We start from the raw sequence: 24,582 nt of genomic DNA on the forward strand, positions 1-24,582 counted from the left end.
GGAACTTATATGCCGCTTATTTCATCCACAGAAATGCTGCAAACCGCCAGAAAGAACAAATACGCCGTCGGTGCTTTCAACGTCCACACGCTGGAAATGCTGCAAGCCGTCGTTGAGGCGGCGGCGGAGACGCATTCCCCGCTAATTATTCAGTCTACGGTCGGCACGGTTAAACATCTGGGCCCGGACTACATTGCTGCGGCCGCGACGGTCGCCGCGAACCGCACGGGAGTGCCGATTGCGCTGCACCTCGATCATTGCACCGATTTTGCACTCATCGTTCAGTGCATCCGCGCGGGCTATACATCGGTCATGATCGATGCTTCGATGCACCCGTTCGAAGAAAACGTGAGCCGCACGCGCAGCGTGATGGAAGTGGCGTCGGCAGCGGGCGTGAACGTCGAGGCCGAGCTGGGCAAAGTCGGCGGCGTCGAGGACGATATCGTCGTCGACGAGCGCGACGCGCTGCTGGCCGATCCGGAGGAGTGCAGCCTGTTTATCGAGCGGACCGGCGTCGACACGCTGGCTCCGGCTATCGGAACCGCGCACGGCATTTACAAGGGCGAGCCGAACATCGATTTTGCACGGATCGAGCAAATCGCGTCGCGCGTCGCAGCTCCGCTCGTGCTGCACGGCGGTTCGGGCATTCCGGCCGAGCAGGTGAAGCGGGCGGTGTCGCTCGGCATGGCGAAAATGAACGTGGCGACCGAACTGCGCATCGCTTTCTCGAATGCGATCAAAGACGTATTTGCCGCGCATCCGGACGAGAACGACCCGCGCAAATATATGGTTCCGGCCAAAGAAGCGGTCAAACGTCTGGCGATTGAAAAAATGTATCTGTGCGGCTGCATCGGCAAAGCCGGCGATCTGCGATGATTACGACGGTCACGCTGAACGCGGCCATTGACAAGACATATTATGTCACGCAATTCGGCTTGGGCGTCGTGCAGCGCGTCGCCCGGCAAATCGCCGAGCCCGGCGGCAAGGGCAACAACGTCGCCAAAGTAGCCCGGCTCCTGGGCGGCGACGTAACGGCATCCGGCTTCATCGCGGGAAGCAGCGGCTCTTTCATCGCGGAGCGGCTTGAGGAACGCGGCATCGCGACAGCGTTCGTCCGCGTGCCGGGCGAGTCGCGCGTATGCCTGAACATCATCGACGAGTCCAGCGGCACATCGACGGAACTGCTGGAGCAAGGCCCCGCCGTAAGCGAAGCGCACATCGGGGAGATGAAGCAAACGATTCGCAGGCTCGCCCTGCAATCGGGCGTCGTCGTGCTGTCCGGCAGCTTGCCGCCGGGCGCGCCCGCCGATCTGTATGCCGACCTCATCGGCATCATTCGGGCTGCGGGCGCGCGCGCTTTCCTGGACACCAGCGGTGCGGCGCTCGGCAGCGGCCTGCGAGCGCGGCCGCATTTTGTAAAGCCCAACGAGCAGGAGCTTGCGCAATGGCTCGGGGTTGACGCCAGCGCCATCGGCGAGACCGACGGGGCGGAGGCCGCCGCCAAGCTTGCGGACGAAGGCATCGCCCAAGTGTGCGTGACGATGGGCGGTCGCGGTGCGATAGCTGTCATCGACGGCCGCGGCTATCGGGTTATCCCGCCGGTCATCCCGGCGGCGGTCAATACGGTCGGCTGCGGCGATTCGTTCGTGGCCGGGATGGCTTTTGCCGAGGAGCGCGGCGCGTCCGCCGAGGAAAAGCTGCGCATTGCCGCAGCGGCCGCTGCAGCCAATGCGATGTCGGAAAAAGCGGGTCACATCGACTACGCGCTATTTCAATCGTATATGGAGCAGGTACGGGTCACGGCCCTGTAAAGGATCGCCGTCATGCGCCGCCACACCGCGCGGCGAGGGTGCTCCTTTTTGCCGGGAGAGGGGGAATGGTTATGAAACTTGGTGTTGTCGGATATGGGACAAGAATACGCTCCATGATCAACGAGATTATGCAAATTGCTCCCGATACGCAGATTGCAAGCGTTTGCGATCCGCAGGCGGAGCGGGTTCGCGAGCGGTTCGAAGGAGCGGGGCGGCCTGTTCCCGCTTTGTTTGACACCGTGGAACAAATGCTTGCTGCGTCGGATTCGCTGGACGGCGTTATGATCGGGACGCGCTGCTCGCTGCACACGCCAATGGCGCTGCAAGTGCTGCCGACGAATTTGCCCTTATTTCTCGAAAAGCCGGTCGCTACCAGCGATCATGATCTGGCTCTGCTGCAAGCGGCCGGCGGCAAGCGCGGCAGTACGGTCGTCGTCAGCTTTCCGCTGCGGCTCTCGCCGCTCGTCAAGCTTGCGAAGGAGATCGTCCAGTCCGGCAAAATCGGGCGCGTCGAACACGCGCAACTGGTCAACAATGTGCCCTACGGCAGCGTTTATTACCAAAATTGGTACCGGGACGAAGAAGAAACGGGCGGATTGTTTCTCCAAAAAGCGACGCATGATTTCGATTATTTGAATGCGATTCTGGACATTGCTCCGACGGAAATTTGCGCGATGACCTCGAAGCAAATTTTTAAAGGCGACAAGCCGGCCGGACTGATTTGCCCCGACTGCGCGGATCATGCGACATGCCCGGAGAGCGCTGTGCGGAAGCGCAGGGAAGGGCGGGAGCCCGAGGGCGAGCAGTGCTGTTTCGCAGTCGATACCGGCAATGAAGACTCCGGTTCTGCCCTGATCCGCTACGAAACGGGCATGCATGCCGCGTATTCGCAAAATTTTTTCGCCCGCGGCGCTGCCGCTGCCCGAGGTGCCAGGCTGCTCGGCTACAAGGGCACGCTGGAGTTCGATTTTTATACGAACGCGGTCAAAGTTTTCATGCATCACACGGCGCGGGTGGAGACGTACGATCTGAGCACGGGGAATTTGAATCATAGCGGCGGCGACACCGCGCTGGCCGCGAATTTTGTCGATGTGATCGCCGGGCGGGCGAAATCCGAGGCGCCGCTTGAAGCGGGCATCGTCAGCGCAGCAATGTGCCTCAGGGCGCGCGAGTCGGCGGCGACGTCCTCTTTTCAGAAGATAACCATTCCTCCACGCCCGCTTGCAATCTAGTCTTTTATCCTCCAAAATTAGGAATACCACGGAAGACGGATGCGGATTCCTCAAAAGGAGAGAGTTATGGAACATTCAAAGAGCGAGCTGCGGAGAATGAGGGCGCTGGAGCTGATCAAGCTGCACGGCAAAATCACGGTACAGGAAATCGTCGAGGCCATCGGCTGCTCGGAAGCTACGGCCAGACGCGATCTCGATATGCTGGAAAAATCGGGCCAAATCATTCGCACCATCGGCGGCGCAATTTATGAGGGAGCGCTGATGCAGACCTCGTCGGAGCTTCCTTTTGCCGACAAGCGTTTTTTTCAGCGCCAAAGCAAGGAGCGCATCGCCAAAGTGGCGGCCGAGCTTGTCGAAGAGGGCGATGTCGTCTGCCTGACGGGGGGGACGACGACGTTTTTTATCGCCAGAGCGCTGAAACAGCATCGCAACATTACGATTGTGACCAATGCGGTCAATATCGCGGCGGAGCTGGCGGATGCCGAAGGCGTGCAGGTCGTCGTCATCGGCGGCGTCATGCGCGCCAAAAGCTACGAGCTGATCGGTCCTCTGGCCGAAAGTGTGATCGACAAAATCAACGTCACCAAAATGTTTCTCGGCGTCGACGGCGTTTCGCTGGAGCACGGGTTTACGATGCATTCGGAGCTGGAAGCGCGCATCGCGCAGCTGCTGATCGAGCGTTCCGGGCAAGTGTATGCAGTTTTTGACCACAGCAAGCTGCAAAAAGCGGCGCTGTTCACGATTATCCCGCTGAGCCGGGCGACGGGAGTGATTACGAACAAGCAGCCGGAGAGCTGGTTCGAGCAGGCTTGCCGGGAGCGGCAAGTCGCCGTGCATCTCGCAGCGGACGATGCCGCGCTGCCTTTGTAGGGCTCTGGCCTGGCCGCAGCGCCTGCGGACATGCGAAAAGCGCCTCCGCGGTTCCGGAGGCGCTTTTTTTGCGGGCGGGGCACGCGGCGCGCCGGCTCCAGTGGGCGGCCTCGCCGCCAGAGCTGCGGAGCCGGGAGCGTGCGGCATCCGCCAGCGCCAGCGCTAGCGCGGCGCGGCGAAAACTCTGCGGCGCTTATGCCGCCGCAAATCGTAAGCGGCTCGGACAAGTAATCGGATGCCAAGCCAACAGATGCTGCGCCGATTTGAACGGCTGGTTTCGTGCTCCTGCCGCCTATTATAGTTGGTGCACGGTTCTTTAAGCGACTTGGCATCAGCAGTCGGCAAAAACCTGCGAAAGTGCAGGCTTTTTCCGCGAAAGTAGCTCATTTTTGGGAAAAGCCTGCGATTGTACAGGAATTTTCGAGGAAAATGAGTCTGCGCCGACGTGTTCGATGAAAAACCTGCACATTTGCAGGAAGTTCTTGAAGCCGGCGCTTTAAAGCGCAAAAAGCTGCACTTTTGCAGGCTTTTTACGCGCTGCGTGCGGAATCCACCAGCGCGCCGTGGCGTGCCCGGGCGTCACTGTAATGCACCGCTCCAGCGTGCAGGCTAACCGCATCGCCGCAGAGGCGGGAGCGTGCGGCATCCGCCCGCGCCATCGCGCCGCGTCTCGCCCGGGCGTTCACCGCGCCGCACCGGTTCCAGCATGCGGGCTCGCCGCGTCGAAGCGGAGGTGGGAGCTGCGTGGCGAAAACCTTGCAGCTCTTACGTCGCCGCAAATTGATTCAAAAGTCTCGGACAAGCAACTGGATGCCAAGCCAACAGATGCTACGGTGATTTGAACGGTTGATCGCAATTTCGTGCTAATTCCGCCTAAAGCAGGTGCGCGGTTTGTAAAGCGACTTGGCATCGGCAAGGGGCAAAAACCTGCGAAAGTGCAGGCTTTTTCCGTGAAAGTGGCTCATTTTTGGGAAAAGCCTGCGATTGTGCAGGAATTTTCGAGGAAAATGAGCAAGAGCCGATGTGTTCGATGAAAAACCTGCACATTTGCAGGAATTTCTCAAAGGCAGCGCATTAAAGCGCAAAAAGCTGCACTTTTGCAGGCTTTTTACGCGCTGCACGGGGATGTGCTGTCATTTGGCGTGCGGGTTTACTGGCAATGCGCCGCCTCCAGCCAGCGGACTCACTGCATCGCAGCGGAGGCGGGAGCGCGCAGCACCCGCCCGCGCCATCGCGCCGCGTCTCGCCCTGGCGTCACAGCGCCGCGCCGGCTCCAGCGTGCGTACACGCCGCATCGCAGCGGAGGCGGGAGCGCGCAGCACCCGCCCGCGCCATCGCGCCGCGTCTCGCCCCAGGCGTCACAGCGCCGCGCCGGCTCTATCGTGCGACACCCGCCGTCGCGCTGCGCCCCGCCGCCGTGGGCGTTCACTGCGGCCGTGTGACCGGCCAATCGCTCGATTGCCGGAAGATCGGCTCGAACGGCAGCACGATTTTGATCGGCAGCGGGTAGGGCGAGTGGATGCATTGCAAAATCGTTTTCGCGGCGACGATGCCGATTTCGAATGTCGGGATGTGGATCGTCGACAGCGGCGGCACCGTGTAGCGCGAAGGTTCGTTGTCGTCGAAGCCGACGATCGCGAAGTCTTGCGGCATGCGGAAGCCTTTCTCCGCAATGGCGCGCATGGCGGCCATCGCCATGATGTCGCTGGCGGCGAACACGGCTGTCGGCAGCTGCCCGCGGTGCTCGTCCAAGTATTTCAGCATCAGCCTGTAGGCATGATCCGGCTCCCATTCGGCGTTGATCACATGGTGCGGCGATACGGGCAGACCGGCTTGCTCCAGCGCCTGCTTGTAGCCGCGGTACCTTTTTTCCCGGTCGAATTCGCCGGACAAGCCGGTGCCGCCGATGAACAAAATGTCGCGGTGGCCCTGGTCGACCAGGTGTTTGACGGCGATGCGCGCCGCTTCTACGCGGTCGTAGGAAATGGTGGGAATGTCCGGGTCGGACACGTCGATGCCGACGATATGTTTGGTGTGCTTTTTCAAGGAGTTGTATATTTTGGGATCGATGCCTTCGACTACGATCATCCCTTCGATCTGATCCTCAAGCGTAACTTGGCGCAAAATTTCCGCTTTTTTCAAATCTTCCTGCGTATACGTGAAAGCGATTTTATAGCCGTTTCTGGACAATTCCTTCTCAATTCCGTCGAAAATGACGGAGAAATAAGGATGGTAATGACGGTTTTGCATCGTCGACACAATGCATCCGATGCTTTTGGCCGCCGCTGCCGTTACCAGGCCAGGGGTCTTGATATGATAACCGAGATCGCGCGCGGTATCCCAAATTTTTTGCTTCGTCTCGCTGTTCACGGTGCGGTTGGCTTCATTAGCCAGCACGCGGGATACGGTGGAGATGGAGACGCCGACGCGAACAGCGATATCTCTTAAAGTGGTCATGACGATAACCTGCCTTTTTCAACATTCTTATTTTTTTTGCCGCAAAATCTCACTCTTTATGTTAAGTAAAAAGCAGCGCAAGGTCAACTTGAATTTGGGTGAAAATATTGCAAAATGATTGTAAAATTTGCGGCAAAATAACGAGAAAAATGCATTGACTGCACCTATTTTTTGCGGTATATTTTTCATATCGGCAATAAAAATGAACTTATACATACGTTCGGAAGGGGTTATTTTTATGCGATTCTCGAAGTTTTTTGCTGTTTTTGCATCTGTTTGCGTAATTTTTGCAATAGTTGGCTGTTCCAGCGATGCAAATTCTCAACCGACGGCGGCCGGATCGTCCGCAGCGCAAGGGAAAGTGAAGCTCGTTTTTTGGAGCCACCAGGAAGACGCTTTTATAAACGCCTACAAAAAGATGATCGAAGCCTACCAAACCGTGCATCCGGGCGTAGAGATCGACTATCAAACTTTTCCCTACGACGTTTATAACCAGAAATTGAAAGCTTCCTTCTCAGCCAAAAATCCGCCGGATATTGCCGAAGTTTTCGGTACGTGGGTGCCGGAGTATTCCAAGAACGGCCTGCTTGCCGAGCTGCCGAACGGCGACGCACTGCGCAAGGAGTACTATGAAGCTCCGCTCGGCGGATACACATGGGACAATAAATTGTATGGTTTGCCGATGGAGTACAACATCGAGAACGGGGGCATGCTGATTCATCCGCAAATGCTGAAGGACAAAGGCATTGCCGGCCCACCGGCGACATGGCCGGAGCTTGTCGATGCGGCGAAAAAACTGACGGTCCGCGATGGCGGCGGAATTAAGGTGAAAGGCTTCGATTTCGTTTCCGGCGACAATATTACGTTCACGTTCCTTTCGTTCATTTTGCAGCAAAAGGGCAAAATTTGGGGCGACAACGGCCACGTAAACTTCCAGACTCCGGAAGCGGTTAAAGCGATGACGGCGCTTAAAACGCTGGTCGCCGACGACAAGGTCGCAGACCTGACAACGTTTGGCGGCGAGCTGGATACGTCCGATTATTTTTTCCGCGGCAATTCCGCGATGACTTACCGCGGTCCGTGGACGATCGCCGCCGGCCTGAACAATTACAAGGCGAAAGATTTTGAATACGTGCCCATGCCTTCCTTCACTTCGGAAAAACCGTACTTCGCAGCGGAATCCGGCTGGGGAACGATTGTGGCACAAAAGAGCAAAGCGCAGAAGGAAGCGCTCGACTTTGTTCAGTTCATGGCTTCCAAAGACAACCTGCGCACATGGAATCTCGCCACGTTTACGGTTCCTGCCAAAAAGGAAGTGGCTGAAGACCCGGAATTTTTGAAGCAAAATCCGTATATGAAAACGCCGATCGGCGTTCTGCCGTACGGTCAGTGGATCGGACCGGTAGCCGACCGCGATTTTTTCTTCAAACAAGTCAACGACCATTTCCAACTGATGGCGACGGGGCAGGAGAGCGTAGAAGACGGGCTTAAAAAAATCGAGAAAGCGATTAACGATAGCCAGGATCAACATAAGTGATCGGAGTGTTAGGACATGAGCAACCGTACGATAACTAGCGAGAATAGGCGCATGCAGACAGCGGAAGCAGCGCCTGTCCGATACCGCAGCGGGAAACGATTTGTATTCATTTCACTTACGCCTGTGCTGCTCCTGTTCGGGATATTCGCCTTTCTTCCGATTGCCTGGAGCTTGATTTTGTCATTGTTCAAATATAATCCGCTCAGCGATCATGCGATCTTCACCGGCGCGGATAATTATGTCCGTATGCTGGGGGACGCGGTTTTTCTCAAATCGCTCTGGATAACGTTCAAATTCGTCATCATTACCGTCGCTGTCAACATCGTCGTTACACTGCTCATTGCCATGGCGATTCAACGGGTGCGGGTGCGCTGGCTGAAAGATTTGTTCCGCACGCTGTTCTTTTTGCCGACGATCGCACCGCTGGCCGGAACCGCCATCGTGTGGAGCACGATGTTCAATTACCAGAACGGCCTGTTCAATATGCTGCTCGGCCAGCTGCATGTTGCGCCGGTTCAATGGCTGAGCGACCCGCGTTACGCCCTGCTCTCCGTCATCATGATGACGCTGTGGGCCGATATCGGCTACAATATCGTGCTGTTCATGGCAGGGCTGGATTCGATACCGGATATGTATTACGAGGCCGCCATTCTGGACGGCGCGAACAGGTGGGAACTGTTTAGACACGTCACGCTGCCGCTTCTAAGAAGAACGACGCTGTTCGTGACGATCACGACCGTGATCTCGTACTTCCAGGCGTTCCCGCAGTTCCAGATCATGACCAAAGGCGAGCCGTTCAACGAGACGAGAGTGCTTGCGCTGCACATTTACGACCAGGCGTTTTCCAACTCGAATATGGGTTATGCGTCGGCGATGGCCGCCGTGTTCCTCGTCATCATCTTATTGGTCACTTTGCTGCAGCTGAGATGGGGCCGCACGCAATGGGAATATTGACAGGAGGCTGGAGCTTATGCATCGCAAAAGTGTCTGGATCGATACGTTCGTCATCGTCGTCCTCATAGCGGCTGCTGCCGTCATGCTTACGCCCTATCTTTGGATGGCGCTCTCTTCGCTCAAGAGCAACATGGACATCATTTCGGGCTCAAGCGGCTTTTGGCCGAAGCATCCGAGCCTGGACGGCTACCGCACCGTGCTGCGGGACGCTCCTTTCGGCAAATGGCTGTTCAACAGCGCCCTGACTTCCGTCATCATCACGGCGGCGACGCTGTTCACCAGCGCGCTTGCCGGATACGTTTTCGCCAAGCACCAATTCAAGGGCAAGCGCCTTATGTTTCTGCTCATTTTGGCGACGATGATGATTCCGTTTCAGGTTGTGATGATTCCGACTTATTTGATTACGGCGAAGCTCGGACTTATCAACCACTTGATGGCAGTCATTTTACCGAATCTGGTCAGCTCCTACGGCGTATTTTTGGCCAAACAGTTCATTGAGGATATTCCCGAGGACTTGCTGGATGCGGCCAGGATCGACGGTACGGGCGAGCTGAAGCTGATGGTTCGCATCGTTGCTCCGCTCATATTGCCGATGCTGTCGGCGCTGGGCATTTTCACCTTCATGAATTCGTGGAACAATTATTTGTGGCCGCTCATTGTGCTCAACGATATGAACAAAATGACGGTTCCGCTCGCACTGGTCTATTTCAACGGTACGCATGTCGTCAACTACAACGTCGTCATGTCGGCGGCCGTGCTCATTACGATTCCGGTTATTATCGTGTTCCTTATTTTCCAAAAGCAGTTCATCAAAGGCTTGACGATGACGGGCATGAAATAAATGCATATAAGGAGAAGCATATGACGAAAATTACGATCATTGGCGCAGGCAGCGCATTCACGCAGGAGATTGCAATGGACATTTTGAATATTGCAGGAGTGGACGGCGGCACGATTGCCCTTGTAGATATTGATGCGGGCCGGTTGGATATCGCCAGACGGCTGGTGCTCAAAATCGTAGAGATGACGGGCAAAAAGTGGGACGTTATCGCATCTGTCGAGCGCAGGGACGTACTCGCGGGCTCGCAGTTCGTGATCAATCAGATTGAAGTTGGCGGGCTGCAAACCGTCAGATACGAATACGAAATTCCGCTGAAATTCGGCGTCAACCAATGCATCGGGGACACCTTGGGCCCCGGCGGTTTGTTCAAAACGCTGCGCACGCTCCCCAGCTGGATGGACATCGTCAAAGACATCGAGGACTTATGTCCGGACAGCATCATTCTCAACTACACGAATCCGATGTCGGCGGTAACTTTGCTGACCTCCCGCATTACGGACATTCCGGTCGTCGGGCTGTGCCACTCGATTCAGAACACGTCCCGCCAGTTGGCGAAATACGCCGGCGTTCCGTACGACGAGCTTCAGTGGAGAGCCGGGGGGATCAATCACATGTCCTGGTTCGTGGAGCTGACGCATCAAGGGCAAGATCTGTATCCGGTGCTGCGGGAAAAAATCCAAAATCCGGACCTGCTGCACAAAGATCCCGTGCGCTTCGACGCGATGAAATATTTGGGCGCTTTCGTCTCCGAATCGAGCGGCCATTTCTCGGAGTACATTCCGTACTACCGCAAGCGGCAGGAGCTGATTGATCTGCACTGCAATTCCGGCTACAATGGCGCTACCGGCTACTATGCCGAGAATTGGCCGATTTGGCGCAAGGAAAACGACGAGAAAATCTTGCAGCAGTTGGAGGGTACGGCGCCACTTGAGCTGCAATCCAGCAACGAATACGCTGCGGTCATTATCGAAGCGATGCTCAAAAACGAGACGAAGGTGATCTACGGCAACGTGCCGAATCAAGGACTTATTCATAATTTGCCGCAAAACGGCGTCGTCGAAGTCGCCTGCATGGTTGACCGCAACGGCGTCAACCCTTGCCGCTTCGGCGAGCTGCCGGAGCATCTGGCGGCGCTGTGCCGCAGCAATATGGCCTTCTTCGAGCTGGCCGTGGGCGCCGTGTTGAACAACGACAAGGAAATGGCCCGCCATGCGCTCATGGTCGATCCGCTCTCTGCGGCCGTCTGCTCGCTGGCCGAAATCAGCGACATGTTCGAGCAATTGTACGAAGCGGAGCGGGATTACATCCCGGCTCTCCGATGATGCGCGCCGGCCAAGGGGCCCGGCCCCGTACCGTTATTGTCGCCGGCGAGCTGAACGTAGACATCATCCTGTCCGGCAGCGACGTCGTGCCGGAATGGAACCGCGAAAAAATAATCGACGGCTTCCACGTCGTCTTGGGCTCTTCCTCGGCCATTACGGCGTGCGCGCTGGCGAGTCTTGGCCTGGATGTCCGGTTCGTCAGCGTAGTCGGCGACGATGACTTCGGAGCGTTTTGCACGGCTGAGCTGCGCCGCATGGGCGTAGACACCGAGCATATCAAGCCGCTGTCCGGTGTGAAGACCGGCGTGACGCTGTCGTTCTCGACGCCGTCGGACCGCGGGCTGCTGACGTACCCGGGCTGCATCCCGCTGCTCGCGCCGGAGCACTTCCCGGAGCAGCTGCTGCAGGAAGCGGACCACCTTCACTTCGGCTCGTACTATTTGCAGGACGGGATGAGGCCGCATTGGAAGGCGCTTTTCGGGAACGCGCGCAGCCAGGGCGTCAGCACCTCGTTCGACACGGGATGGGATGTGCGCAATGCGTGGGACCGCGAAGGGATTTGCGCACTGCTCGCGCATACCGATTTGTTTATCCCGAGCGAAGAGGAAGTTTTCCGTATTTTCGAAACCGATTCGATCGACGGCTTGTTCGCGAAGCTGCCGCCTGACGCAGGGCTCGTCGCCGTCAAGCAGGGCTCCAGAGGGGCGACGCTGCGCGAGCCTGGAAAAGCGCCGTTAACAGCGAGACCATACCGCGTAATGCCTGTCGATACGACCGGAGCGGGGGATTGCTTTAACGCGGGTCTGATCTATGGCTATCTGCAAGGCTATAGAGCCGGGCAGCTGCTTCAATACGCGAACGCTTGCGGCGCTTTATCGACTCAGGGGTCCGGCGGCACGGGCAGTCTGCCGACGGCGGAAGGCGTAGCCGGTTTGCAGGCGGCTGACTGAGCGCCCATCCGGATTGCACAAACGGTACAGCATCTTTCATTTTGCCTGTGACAGACTCCTGGAATGACGGTTCCGCTTCGGAAAGGGGGTGATGCGAGAAGGTTTCGGGTACTGCAGCCTCAAGAAATTCGCTTGATTTGAAAGCGCAAGGCCAAATACTTGATCAGGGAGATGATGGTTCGTGTTGAAAATTGGGAAAAGTGCTATTATAGGCATGAGTATCGCCGCATTAAGCCTTATAATCGGAGAGGTTCGTCCGTCGTCGGCTTCCGCCTCCGGGCCGGAGTATTACGTATCCGCGACAGGCAGCGATTCGAATGCCGGCACCAGCAGCGCGCCGTGGAAAACGCTGCAGCATGCGGCGGACGCAGCCGATCCGGGGAGCACGATCTATGTGCGGGGAGGCGTCTACAACCAGAAGCTGAAAATAACGCGCTCCGGTTCCGCTGCGCAAGGACCGATCACGTTCACCAATTATGCTTCCGAGGTTCCGATTATTGACGGAACGGGACTTTCCGTCAGCGGTGCGGAAGGAATCGTCGATCTTACAGACGCCAACTACATAACGATCAAAGGTTTCGAAATCCGCAATTATACGACGACGACGAACGGCGTCATGCCGGTCGGCATTTACGTGCACGGTTCCGGGAGCTTCATCAGCTTGCTGAACAACAAAGTGCATGATATCAAAAATACGGCGACTCCGACAGGCAGCGCCTTGAGCGGCAGAGATGCGCACGGCATCGCCGTGTACGGCACGAAGGCGCCCGATTCGATTCATGACATCACCATCGACGGCAATGAGCTGTACAATAACGTGCTCGGCTCCAGCGAGACGCTTGTATTGAACGGCAATGTCGATACGTTCGCCGTCACCAACAACGTTATTCACGACAATGACAACATCGGCATTGATATAATCGGCTTTGAGGGCAAATCTCCCAATACTGCCTACGATCAGGCCCGCAACGGCTTGGTCAAGGGCAACAAGGTTTACAACATTACGTCCAACAATAATCCGTCCTACGGCAAAACGCTGCCGAACAACAGCAACGCGGCTGACGGCATCTACGTCGACGGCGGCAAAGACAGCGTGATCGAGCAGAACTACAGCTACAATAACGACATCGGCATCGAAATCGCTTCCGAACACGCCGGCAAGTCGACGAGCAACATTACGATCCGCAGCAACATGGTGTACAACAACCGTTTGACGGGCATCGCCATGGGCGGTTACGACACCAAGCGCGGCTCGACCGAAAATTGCAAAATCGTCAACAACACGCTGTACAAAAACGATACGCTCGGCGACGGCAGCGGCCAACTGTACGTGCAGTACGACACGAAAAACAACGTTATTAAAAACAATATTATGGTAGCCAGCTCGTCCGATGTCTTGATCTATAACGAGTACACGAAAAACTCGGGCAATGTCGTCGACTACAATTTGTACTTTGCCCCGGGGGGCAGCTCGAATGCGACCTGGACGTGGAAAAACAAAGCGTACACCGGTTTTTCCGCTTACAAAACAGGAACCGGCAACGATGCGCACTCTTTGTTCGCCGATCCTTTATTTGTCAATGCGTCGGCCAATAATTTCCACCTTCAAGCGACATCCCCGGCGATTGATGCCGGATCGACGGATACGGCGATCATCGGGAATTACGATATCGACGGCCAGGCCAGAGTTCAGGGAGCGGCGGTTAACATCGGCGCAGACGAATAAGGGTCAAGCAACTGAAAGCGCCCAAGCCGCGAAGCCGCGACGTGCTTTGCAAACAAAAAAGCGAATGGCCGGGGAAGTCCCGGTATTCGCTTTTTTTGACGTTGATTCCGCATCAGATCGGAATGTAAACTTTGAACCGGGTTTCGGTTTCGCTGCTTTTTACCTGAATGATGCCGTTGTACGTCGAGACGATTTTTTTCACGATATTCAAACCCAAACCGGAGTTTTTGCCGCCTGTCGGCTTGGTCGTGAAGCCGGGTTCGAATATTTTTTGCTCTATCCCCGCAGCGATCGGCTCTCCGTTGTTGATGATTTCGAAAGTCAGCTGATTGCCCTCGATCCGGCCGATCAGCCGGACTTCTTTATCGGCGTTTTTATTCGACTCGGCAACGGCTTCGAACGCATTATCGATCAGGTTGCTGACGATTTTGACCATATCCGTCGCTTTCAGAGCCCCCAGCTGAATGCCGCCCAGGTTATCAACTTCGTGGTGGAAATTGATTTTTCGTTCGAGCGATTGTATGACTTTGGACTGCACAATCGCGCTTAAGGACGGAACGTTGATTTGGATAATATCGTTGAGAGCGCTCGTCTCGCCGATAATTTCTTTCGTGTACCGCTGCAGCTCGTCGTACTCCTTCAGGTGAACGAGCGAGTGGATCGTCGCGACATGGTTGTTAAAATCGTGCCGCTGCTCCTTCATGGAGCGGAAGAGAGAGTCGATGTTATCGACGTACACTTCCTGAATGCTTTCCGCCGTCGCCTCGCGGTTGCGGTTCACAAAACGGATCGCAATGACAATGATCAAGAAGGCGATCATGGCGGTGGAACCTATGAGCAGAAGCAGGTTGGACTGCTGATGTTGAAGCCATTGCTGCACTTTTTCATAATCGGCGGTAAGTCCGATCACCACCGGAAAATCAAGCTGCAGCGGGATAAACATTTTCAGATAAGGCTTCCCGTCCACGGTTGTCAAAAACTGCTGCCGCTGCTTGGATTGCATCACTTTGCCCACATACTCGGCATCCCGGCCGTCCTGCATCAAATACGACCCGAACAAAATTTCGCGGTCGGAAAACCAGACGTAGCCTCCTTTTTTATACTGCGCTTGCTGCTTCAAAAAAATCGGCGGGTTGTACACCGTAATTTCCTTGGCCCCGTTGACCGATTCGCTATGAATAACTTCGTTGATGAAAGCGTCAATGCCGGTATCCCGCTGGTAATCGCGGAAAAAGGTATCGTGCACGAAAGGGTCGAGGATATAGTTCGTCCGTCCGTCGTAGTAATATCCCCATTTGTCGACATACTTCGGATTGGTCATGGAGGTGTTGATCGGTCCGGACCAATAATGCGGCAGGGCTTGTCCCGATTTTACCTGCGTATTCCCGGTATCCAGCAGCTCGTTGAAAGCTATGAACCAGTCGTCGCCCCATCCCTTGGTGCTCATGCCGATTTCCTTGGGATCGGAGGATTTGTAGCCGATAATGTCGTCGCCGCTGCGTTTCATAAGTGTGATGTGATCGACCATCAAATCTTTGCTGATCTCGGCCAGCTCTTCGTTCGTCACCTGCTCGATGTCCGGGTTCAAGCGGTATTGGGCGGCGATCGAGGCGGTTCGCAGGTTCGTTCCGATCAGATTTTCCACGTATTTTTCGCCGGTTTTCGAATGTTTGATAGAAATCGCCAAGTTGTCCGCGATCAACTGCATCCTGGCTTCCAGCTCGGAGGTCAGCATCCTTTTCGTATAATGGTAGAATACGCTGTCGGTTAGTAGTACAATGATAAGAGAAATCATTAAAATGACAATTGAGGAACGAAATTGCACTTTTTGCTTCTTTTGTATGTTACTGTTCACGCCAATCCTCCCAAGAATAAACTCTATTGACATCATACATACAACGGTGCAATTTCACTAGGAAAAATTTGGATGGAGGAATTGTTGATGAAATTGACATTTTTGGGCTGCGGCGACGGCTTCAGCTTGCTTCAAGGCCACAACAGCGCTCTGCTTCAATTCGCGGACACGAACTTATCCATTGACTTTCCCGAATCGAACCACATCGGCCTGCACCAATTGGGCTTAAAGCTGAACGATATCGCGCATATTTTTGTGACGCACCTGCATGAAGACCATATTAACGGGCTGCAAAAGCTGGCGCTGTTTCACCGCGTCTACCCCGCCGCCAATAAACCCAAGCTGTTCGTACCTGCAGGACTCTGCGAACCTTTGTGGGAATGCCTGCGCCACGGGCTTGAACTGACAACGCGCGGGAAGCGGGTGCTGGAAGATTACTTCGAAGTCATCCTTGTGGAGCGCAGCTTTGAGATCGCCGGCGTGGAATTCGAGCTCGTCCCAACGCTGCATGTTCCCGGCATGCTGAGCTTCGGGCTTTTGTGCAAGCCTTACTTCTACTTCAGCGGCGATACGGTGTTGGATGCGGCATATCTTGACCGCGTAGCGCCTGAGGTGGAAACGGTTTTCTACGAATGCCACATGCAGGACGATGTGCTGCCGTCCCATACGTCGCTGCAGGAAATTCAGTCGCTGCCTGCGAATATTCAGGACAAAACGATTCTCATGCATTATGTGGACGACTATCTGGGCGCCGATTTGAGAGAACCGTTCCATTTGCGCGAGCGGGTTCGGCTGGCCGAGCCTTTGGTTGCGTATACGTTTGGGAGCAAGTAAACGGGCCTAAAGGCAATATCAAAAACCTTGATTTCCAGCCGGAGGCGGAATCAAGGTTTTTGGCCGTACGGGCCGGCAATGCCAGACCCTTAGTAGACGGTCGCGCGTTTGCCGGTCGCTTTAATGCCGTTGGTGCCGTTGACGACGAGATTGCCCCAGGCGGTTAGCGTCTTCCAGTCGCTGCTTTGGGCCATATCCAGCCATGCGTTGGAACTGTCGTTGCCGGTCCAGGACCAGGCCAAATATCCGATTCCTTTGGATTGGCACTGGTTCATGACTTCCTGGGCGTCAACTTTGCTTCCCAGATTGTTATTGCCGTTATTGTAATTGTAGCCGAACTCTCCGACGACGACGGCGAGGCCCAAATTTTTGATCGCTTGAAGCTCTGTGCCGATTTTGCTCGAGTCGTTCCATGCGGCGTACATATGAATGGAGAACATCACATTTTTGTTCGGATCATGGTTCAGCAAAGTTTGCCCGTAAGCTTTAATGGGGGAAGAATATTGTCCCCAACCGGAAGCGTCGATCATAATCGTGTTGGTTATCCCTGCGCTGCGTATCGTCGTGATGGCCGTTTTGTAAGCGTCCCGCCAGGTGGTATCGGCCAGATTGTTGTCTCCCCATTCGTTGGCGATGTTGACAATGACGTATTTCGCATTGTTGATCAGGATAGGTTTAATATCGCTTCTGGCAAAATATTGCGCCATGGCGTTGACTTGATTCGGATCCGTCCCGCCGGTCACATCGTGAAGCTCAATGACGCCGATAAGCTTTAATTGCTTTAATCGGTCGACGATTTGCTGCAAGCGCGCGGCCGTACCACTGGTGCTCCAGACGACCCGTACAGTATTGGCGCCGTTTGCGCTAATCGTATCAAGCGCGGCGTACGCCTGGCTGTCGTACCAAATATGAGGGTTGTTGACTCCGCGCATGACAAAATTCGATCCATTGGCATCCTTCAAACTGGAACCGCTTACATAAAACCCGGAAGCTGCATCCGCTTTCGTGCCGTTCGTCAAAACGAGCACCAGCATCAACATCAAGCAAAGGGATACAATACCGGCATTTCTACATGTTTTCATCGTCTCATCTTCTCCTTTCAGGTTTGGGTCCTGCAAGTAAATCCCGCCTGCGGCAAGGCGCGTCCGGCTTCGCAGATTTTCCTCCTTTCATGTAAAAGGGTTTGAGTCAAGCGCTCTCCGGCATGCTCACCTCCTTTGGCATTTTCAGTATAAAGGCAATTCACGGAAAAAGAGTACCTGTCAAAACTAATATCGGTACCTGACAAATCTAATCTCTTTGGAACCACAAAAGACGATAGCCTTCGGAAGATTTGTTATTTATATCGCTAACTTTATGATAACTTTTTTGTGATTCTAATAAATTTCACTAAAAACAGGATTGAAATTTACATAAATTTGTTTATAATAGCGTTAAAGCGCTTCCAAATCTATTGATTCCCTGGATTCTGTTAGCGATAATGAACTAACAAAATATTTTCGTTAGGAAGGCGGTGCAATGGAAAATCAAAAGTTACGGCGAACCTGGCTTCGGGTCAATTCATGCGAAAAGAAGAGGAGGCAATGCATGTTAAAAGCGAAAAAATGGTTGGGGACCGTTCTGACTGCAGCTATTGTAGCTTCCCCCTGGTCCCAGGCTGCGGCATCGGCTCCGGCAATAGCGGCAGCGAATGCGGGCTTCAGCGATGCTCAAGGGCACTGGGCGCAAGCCAGCATAGAAAAATGGGCGGCGAATGGAGTTTTGAGCGGGTATCCCGGCGGAACGTTTCACCCGGATGACGGGATTACGCGAGCCGAATTTGTTATGGCACTGAACAAATTGTTCGGTTTCTATGTCAAATCCGATCTCGCTTTTGCCGATGTGGTCGCATCGGACCGGTACGCGGAGCAGTTCGCGTTAGCCCGCAAAGCGGGTTACTACGAAGGCTTCCCGGGCAACCGGGCGCACGCCGCCGAAAAGTTGACCCGTCAGGACGCGGTTACACTGTTGGCCCGCATTTTTGCTCTGCCGGCCCGCAAAGTTGTTGCCGTGACGGGCAAATTTCGGGATGCGGCGCAAATTCAGGCGTATGCGTTGAACGCGGTGAATGCGCTTACGGGATTCGTCAACGGTTATGACGACGATACGTTCAGGCCAACGGAGCCGATTACGCGGGCGGAAACCGCTGCGCTGATCGACAAGCTGGTTGCCGGCTTTTACGCAGGCGAGGGAACATTCGAGGGAGGGACGATCACCGGCAACGTCGTCGTGAACCATGGAGGCGCCGTGCTGAAACATGCGACCATCAACGGCAATTTGTACCTTGCCGCAGGAATCGCGGATGGTGACGCAGCGCTCGACGGTGTGAAGGTGACAGGCCGGACGTTCGTCTCGGGCGGCGGCGTCAATACGGTTACTTTTCACGATTCCGATTTGAACGAAGTTTACGTGAACCGCAAGGAAGGCGAGGTACGCGTGGTGGCGAGCGGGACGACGCAAATGGCTCATATTGCCGCGGACCGTTCCGCCAAGCTTGAGTTCGGCGCGGGAACGGCGGCTGCGGCGGCGGATATCAACCAAACGGCAGAGGTCGCCGTGGGCGAAGGGGCCGCCATTGGGGAGTTGAACGTAGCCGGCACGGCAGGCGGAACGAAGATTGCCGGGAACGGGGACATCGCAAAAGCGCAAATTGCGGCGGCCGGAGTTACGCTCAACGGCAGCGAATTGAAACCCGGCTCATACGCAATCGCCAAGGGAAGCGCCGGAACGGCAGCGAACCCTTCGGCGGCGGGGCCGGTATCGTCCGGGCCTGCGTCATCCGATTCGTCGGGCGGCTCCGGCGGTTCCAGTCCGGTGCGCACCGAAAACTTTGCGGATCAAAATGCCAGCTCCGAAACCAAGTCATTATTCGCTTATTTGGAAGATATTCGCGGCAGGGAAATTTTGTTCGGCCACCAGCATGCGACGACAGAAGGCATTTCGATTACGGCCAAGGATGGGACGCAGTCCGATGTAAAGAATGCGGTCGGCGACTTCCCCGGTATGTTCGGTTGGGATTCGCTTAGTCTGGAAGGCAAAGAAAAGCCGGGTGCGCTTGGCGCAACCAGGGAAGAAAACCGCGATAAACTGATCGCCGTGATGAAATCGGCTTATCAGGCAGGGGGTGTGCTTACGCTGAGCTCGCACATGCCGAACTTCGTAACGGGCGGAGGCTTCTATGATACGAAGGGCAGCGTCGTTTCCCACATCCTGCCGGGCGGCGACAAGCAGGCGGAGTTCAACCAGTTTCTCGATATGGTTGCGGACTTTGCGCTCCATTTGAAGGATGACAACGGCAAGCTGATTCCCGTTATTTTCCGCCCGTTCCATGAGCAAAACGGAGGCTGGTTCTGGTGGGGCGCGCCGTACCGCACGAAGGAGCAGTATGCGGAAATTTACCGCTATACGGTGGAATATTTGCGCGATAAGAAAGGCGTGCACAACTTTTTGTATGCGTTCTCGCCGAACGGTCCGTTCAACGGGGCGGATGCATCGTTTCTCGAAACGTATCCGGGCGACGACTACGTCGACATTCTCGGTTTCGACTATTACTATGACGGAACGAGCGAAGGCTGGTACGATGCGGCCATGAAGAATGCGAAGCTCGTATCCAAGCTGGCCGACGCCAAAGGGAAAGTCGCCGCCGTCACCGAATTCGGCTATTCGAACGTGAAACCGACGGGAACGAAAGATTTGAAGTTTTTCACCAAGCTGATCGCAGCGCTGCAAGCCGATCCGGACGCCAAGCGCATGGCGTATATGCTGACCTGGGCGAACTTCAGCACTGATTCCATTTTCGTTCCTTACAAAAATGCGCCGAACAGCCTTGGCGATCATGAACTTTTGCCGGATTTCGTCAACTATTACAACGATCCTTATACAAGCTTCAGCCGGGAAGTCAAGGCGGCCGATGTTTATAACAAACCGATCGCGGCAGCTCCCGAGCAGCCGTTCATGCACATCGCGTCCCCGACCGCCAACCAGACGGTGGCGACGACGAAGGCGTCGACGATCCGTGCGCGGGTGCTGAACCAGGATGTGGACAAAGTGGCGTATTATATCGGCGGCGATACGACGGAACACATCATGGCAAGGGACGCCGACGGCTTTTACTACACGGCCGACTGGACGCCGGGGGCAGCGCTGGACGAGTCAGGCACGACGCTGACGGTCATGTCTTACGCGAAGAGCGGCGCTGTGCTGTCACAGACGATTCAGGTGTTTGTAAGCGACGTGCAGGGCAATACGAATCCTCTTGTCGTAGATACGTTTGAGAGCTATAAAGGCAGCGACGAGCTGCTGCAAGCGGCTTATAGCCCTGGAGGCGATCTGAATGCGATATCGTTGGCTGCGGATCACGCGAATGGAGGCAAATACGGCCTGAAATTGGCCTATAACGTAAACGGCCAAGGCTACACCGGCCGGACGAAAAACATGAACAACGCCGACTGGTCGGACGCCAACAAGTTGAAGTTCTGGCTTGCTCCCGACGGCAGCGGCCAAAAGCTTGTCATCCAGATCAACGCAAGCGGCATTTCTTTTGAAGCGTACCCGTCTCTGGCGGGAACGACGGCGGGCATGGTGGAAATTCCGTTCAGCCAATTCGTTCCGGCGCCATGGGACACCGCAAATGCAGGCAAGGTCATAACGAAAGAGAATCTGAAGGACATCCGCGCCTTCTCGATCTATGTGAACAAAGCTGCAGGTACAGCAGGTACGTCCGGCACTTTATATTTTGACGATATCGAGGCTTACAACGATGGCACGGGCGGCGTGCCGAACGGCGGAACCGGACCGGGAAGCACGCCTGCGCAGCCAGGGCTTCTGTACGGGTTCGAATCCGGCACGCAGGGCTGGACCGTTGACGTGAACAACGCAAGCGCAAGCGCTGCAGCGGTCACGGCGGATGCGTCGGCAGAAGGCACGCACGCGCTTAGTGCGGCATTCTCGCTGGCAGGTTCCAACTTCGAAATCGTCAAGTTCGAGGACATCGATCTGAGTGCTGTAGATACGCTCAGCGCGATGGTGAAGCTGGCCGGCGGCACGGCCAAGGCCCGTTTATACGTCAAGGCCGGCCCTGACTGGGCGTGGTCGGACAGCGGCAGCTACGATATCGGCTCTGGCGGTTTCACGACTATTTCGCTTCCGCTCGCCGGCATTGCAAATCTTAGCAGCGTCAGGGCAATCGGCCTTAAGCTGGAAAGTTTTAGCGGAATGGGCGAGTCCGCCGTTTATTTTGACAATGTGCGGCTTTCCAAAGGGGGCGCGGTGTTTCAACCCGTCATTTACGGGTTCGAAGACAGCACGGTGCAAGGATTCAGCATCAATACCGATAACAACAACCAGTACAATACGGCGCTCGCCGGCGGGCTTTCGGTAACGGATGCCGCTTACGCCGCAGCCGGTGCGCACGCGGTAAAAACCGACTTTTCGCTTAACGGCGGCCAGTTCCAAATGAGACGCATGGCGCTGGCAGACTTGTCTGGCGCGTCCGCGATCACGGCCAAGGTCAAAATCGTTCCCGCTGCCGGGGCCAACATCGCAGGCGGCGCAACGCTGCAGCTGTTCATGCAAAGCGGAGCAGGCTGGGGAACATGGACAGCTTCCACAGCCGACCCGGCAGCACAGACGGATGCCAATGGTTTTGTTACATTAACGCTGAATATCGGCCATGTAAGCGACCGGAACCTTTCGCAAGCGTTCGGGATTCAAGTCATCACGCCATCCGGTTCCTCCGGTACAGCCACTGCCTATGTGGATGAAATAACGATCTCATAGCAAGCGGGCAAATCACTTTCAGCCTTCAAGCAGCCTTTCGATGCAAACCTGCATCAGAGGGCTGCTTTTTGCCGTTCGCGCTGGCCCGGACTCGCCTGCGGCTCATCCGTGAATAATTGGTGCAAACTTTCGGGTACAGGCACTTCTGGGCAAACACCCACATACAATGATACTATTCACCATACGTTCAGCATTGGAATCATGGAGGGGGTTGTTGATATGACCGGTTTTTTCGCCGCCATTGCGATTTTCGTCAAACAACTTACGCTGCTCGTTTCATATGTCAAAAATAATGCCTTCCCGCAACCCTTAACCGAGGAAGAAGAAGAAAAGCATCTCAGGCTCATGGCCGAAGGCAATGATCATTCCCGAAACATGCTGATCGAACATAATTTGCGGCTTGTCGCCCATATCGTCAAAAAATTCGACAACACGGGTGAAGATCTGGAGGATTTGATCTCCATCGGGACGATTGGATTGATCAAGGCGATCGAATCGTTCTCGCCGAATAAGGGGACTAAGCTGGCGACGTTCGCAGCGCGGTGTATTGAGAACGAGATCTTGATGCATCTGCGATCGCTCAAGAAAACGCGCAAGGATGTATCCCTACACGATCCCATTGGCACGGATAAAGAGGGGAATGAAATTACATTGATCGATATCCTTGGCACGGAAGCCGACGATGTTGTGGATAAGGTGCAGCTCAAGATTGAGAAGAGCAAAATCTACAAGAATTTAGATATATTGGATGAGCGAGAGAAGGAAGTCGTGGTCGGGCGGTTTGGATTGGAGCTTGGCGGGGAGGAGAGAACGCAACGGGAGATAGCGAAGGAGTTGGGAATATCGCGGAGTTACGTGTCGAGGATAGAGAAAAGGGCGCTCATGAAGCTTTATCATGAGTTTTATAAGGCGAAGCGGTAATAGGAAGGGCTAAGGTCCTTCCTATTTTTCGTTATTTTGTTCCGGAAATAAGAATGAAAAAAAGTATTAGGGCTGCGAATGTAAAGTTTTAGACTGGACGCCAGCGTCAAACGAGGAACGATAACTGAATAAAGACATGAAGCCAGCCGGCGCCAGTACGATCGGCTGGCTTTGTTGAACTTCGGGCAGTAGAGCGTGGTGTTCCATTTCCCATCATCACATTGGGCATGATACTCCCGAATCAAGGTCCCGATTTGCTTCGTAATCAATCGATTCTCTCAGCCCTTCATCAAAATATTGAATGACGAGCTAACTTGCGAATTGTTGCACAGTTGCCCTTTCTCCTAGACCTGCCGTACATACTCATAAAAAAGCCTCGTTGTCATGCATTCCAGTGATTCCAGTTCATGGATCCATAGAGCTGCAGGCCTGTCGTCCGATTCATGCTCCGAAGGAGCGGAAGAAAGGGAGGCGATACGGTCCAGTACGCTGGCATGGGTTTCCGTTTCGACGTTCAAAGCCGCTCCGGACAAAGCTTCACGTTCTTCCTCCAATTTGTTCGTCCATTCCGTCCAAAACGACAGGTACAGGTTATCGACATCTCCATCAGCTTCCGGATTGTTATCGGTAAGAATCCGAGCGGCATAAGTATGAAAATCATTTCCGACACCTTCCACTTTACTCAACGCTGCCGCGAGATAGCCTCCCCCTGCGTACCCGGCGGCACGCCGATCAGCCAGAAATTCTTGCGTAAGGCTAATCTCCATACTTTTGCGATGAAACCATCTCGCATACCCTTGCAACAAAAAAAGCGGAACGATGAGTGGAAGAACGGACAAGGAATATTGTTCGCGATTGAGGAGCAGTTCTTCCTGGATGCCTCGGGCTGCCTCGCCGGCCATTGTAAGTGCGGGCTGAACTTTACGTATATAGTGGATATCGCCGCCGGTTACATGAGTCAATTCATGGTGAATAACGGCACGAAGTTCACTTGCTGTCAAGTAGCGGAACATCGGGAGACTGAGGATCAGGCACGTGCCGCTGTATATGTCGCCGCCTAAGAAGCGCAAAGGACCGGCCGTCACCATGTATTCGCTCGTCGCATGTAAAGCGATCTGATCCGGCATCGGGCATTTCGCTTTATTGCAGCATCTGCGGATCAGTTCGAACAATTTCGGCTGATTATTTTCGTCGATCAATAAAGCGGGTTCGTTCTCGGGAATAGGCCGGAATGTTCGCAAGATCCCGCGGTAGATCATGGCCGATCCGATATACAGTCCGCGACCGAGCGGCCATGCCGGAATACAGCTAGGATAGGGATCAGGTCGATATAGCAATAAAGTAACGCAACCCAAATGCCGAATGCACCAAACGCTGTAGCAAACAGTGATGCCGGTACGACAGCATAAACGCCATAGGCATATAACATTATCATCCGCCTTCGCGAATAAAGGG

17 protein-coding genes are annotated in these 24,582 nt (G+C 54.9%); 13 read left to right on the forward strand and 4 right to left on the reverse strand.

What is annotated here, in order from left to right:
- Window positions 1-9: 9 nt before the first annotated feature.
- The 4 genes from fba (at window position 10) to AC6RNO_RS24635 (ending at window position 3,913) form a co-directional block, all read left to right on the forward strand.
- The gene (gene fba, locus AC6RNO_RS24620; protein WP_474680307.1) at window positions 10-876 is read left to right on the forward strand and encodes a class II fructose-1,6-bisphosphate aldolase; all 867 of its coding nucleotides are present in this window, start codon (window positions 10-12) and stop codon (window positions 874-876) included.
- Window positions 873-1,811 carry a 1-phosphofructokinase family hexose kinase gene (locus AC6RNO_RS24625; RefSeq protein ID WP_488434532.1) on the forward strand — a complete coding sequence of 313 codons (939 nt, stop codon included), beginning with the start codon at window positions 873-875 and terminating at the stop codon, window positions 1,809-1,811. Before fba ends, AC6RNO_RS24625 begins: the two co-directional genes overlap by 4 nt.
- Window positions 1,812-1,882: 71 nt before the next feature.
- Window positions 1,883-3,043: a Gfo/Idh/MocA family protein gene (locus AC6RNO_RS24630; protein WP_497107091.1), complete on the forward strand. Its 1,161-nt coding sequence runs from the start codon at window positions 1,883-1,885 to the stop codon at window positions 3,041-3,043.
- A gap of 66 nt (window positions 3,044-3,109) precedes the next feature.
- Window positions 3,110-3,913, forward strand: coding sequence for a DeoR/GlpR family DNA-binding transcription regulator (locus AC6RNO_RS24635; RefSeq protein ID WP_488434530.1), 804 nt, complete (start codon window positions 3,110-3,112; stop codon window positions 3,911-3,913).
- Between the two features lie 1,425 nt (window positions 3,914-5,338).
- On the opposite strand, the gene AC6RNO_RS24640 is transcribed toward AC6RNO_RS24635, so the two are convergent.
- Window positions 5,339-6,370 carry a substrate-binding domain-containing protein gene (locus AC6RNO_RS24640; protein WP_497107092.1) on the reverse strand — a complete coding sequence of 344 codons (1,032 nt, stop codon included), beginning with the start codon at window positions 6,368-6,370 and terminating at the stop codon, window positions 5,339-5,341.
- 361 nt (window positions 6,371-6,731) lie between these two features.
- Here AC6RNO_RS24640 and AC6RNO_RS24645 point away from each other — a divergent pair, with 361 nt between their 5' ends.
- From AC6RNO_RS24645 to AC6RNO_RS24670, 6 genes are all read left to right on the forward strand, one after another.
- The gene (locus AC6RNO_RS24645) at window positions 6,732-7,907 is read left to right on the forward strand and encodes an ABC transporter substrate-binding protein (protein ID WP_488434529.1); all 1,176 of its coding nucleotides are present in this window, start codon (window positions 6,732-6,734) and stop codon (window positions 7,905-7,907) included.
- Window positions 7,908-7,922: 15 nt separating this feature from the next.
- Window positions 7,923-8,861, forward strand: coding sequence for an ABC transporter permease subunit (locus AC6RNO_RS24650; protein WP_497107093.1), 939 nt, complete (start codon window positions 7,923-7,925; stop codon window positions 8,859-8,861).
- 16 nt (window positions 8,862-8,877) lie between these two features.
- Window positions 8,878-9,702, forward strand: coding sequence for a carbohydrate ABC transporter permease (locus AC6RNO_RS24655; RefSeq protein ID WP_474680300.1), 825 nt, complete (start codon window positions 8,878-8,880; stop codon window positions 9,700-9,702).
- A gap of 20 nt (window positions 9,703-9,722) precedes the next feature.
- Entirely contained in the window at window positions 9,723-11,024 is a 1,302-nt protein-coding gene (gene melA / locus AC6RNO_RS24660) for an alpha-galactosidase (protein WP_497107094.1), read from the forward strand.
- Entirely contained in the window at window positions 11,021-11,974 is a 954-nt protein-coding gene (locus AC6RNO_RS24665) for a PfkB family carbohydrate kinase (RefSeq protein ID WP_497107095.1), read from the forward strand. The genes melA and AC6RNO_RS24665 overlap by 4 nt, the downstream gene beginning before the upstream one ends.
- 181 nt (window positions 11,975-12,155) lie before the next feature.
- Complete coding sequence (locus AC6RNO_RS24670; protein ID WP_488434525.1) at window positions 12,156-13,700, forward strand: right-handed parallel beta-helix repeat-containing protein; 1,545 nt, start codon at window positions 12,156-12,158, stop codon at window positions 13,698-13,700.
- Window positions 13,701-13,812: 112 nt separating this feature from the next.
- Here the strand turns inward: AC6RNO_RS24670 and AC6RNO_RS24675 are convergent, their stop codons facing one another.
- The gene (locus tag AC6RNO_RS24675) at window positions 13,813-15,555 is read right to left on the reverse strand and encodes a sensor histidine kinase (protein WP_474680296.1); all 1,743 of its coding nucleotides are present in this window, start codon (window positions 15,553-15,555) and stop codon (window positions 13,813-13,815) included.
- Window positions 15,556-15,642: 87 nt separating this feature from the next.
- On the opposite strand from AC6RNO_RS24675, the gene AC6RNO_RS24680 reads away from it, so the two are divergent.
- Window positions 15,643-16,389: an MBL fold metallo-hydrolase gene (locus AC6RNO_RS24680; protein WP_497107096.1), complete on the forward strand. Its 747-nt coding sequence runs from the start codon at window positions 15,643-15,645 to the stop codon at window positions 16,387-16,389.
- Between the two features lie 89 nt (window positions 16,390-16,478).
- Here the strand turns inward: AC6RNO_RS24680 and AC6RNO_RS24685 are convergent, their stop codons facing one another.
- Window positions 16,479-17,471, reverse strand: a complete 993-nt coding sequence (locus AC6RNO_RS24685) for a cellulase family glycosylhydrolase (RefSeq protein WP_497107097.1) — start codon at window positions 17,469-17,471, stop codon at window positions 16,479-16,481.
- A 505-nt stretch (window positions 17,472-17,976) separates the two neighbouring features.
- On the opposite strand from AC6RNO_RS24685, the gene AC6RNO_RS24690 reads away from it, so the two are divergent.
- Window positions 17,977-22,206 (forward strand): glycosyl hydrolase, encoded by a 4,230-nt coding sequence (locus AC6RNO_RS24690; protein WP_497107098.1) that lies wholly within the window; start codon window positions 17,977-17,979, stop codon window positions 22,204-22,206.
- Window positions 22,207-22,425: 219 nt separating this feature from the next.
- Window positions 22,426-23,127, forward strand: a complete 702-nt coding sequence (gene sigK, locus AC6RNO_RS24695) for an RNA polymerase sporulation sigma factor SigK (RefSeq protein WP_474680292.1) — start codon at window positions 22,426-22,428, stop codon at window positions 23,125-23,127.
- 344 nt (window positions 23,128-23,471) lie between these two features.
- Here sigK and AC6RNO_RS24700 read toward each other — a convergent pair whose 3' ends face one another.
- A complete protein-coding gene (locus AC6RNO_RS24700) occupies window positions 23,472-24,386 on the reverse strand; it encodes a M48 family metalloprotease (protein WP_497107099.1) in 915 nt (304 codons plus the stop codon).
- Between the last annotated feature and the right edge of the window lie 196 nt (window positions 24,387-24,582).

The organism is Paenibacillus sp. sgz302190, assembly GCF_059820445.1.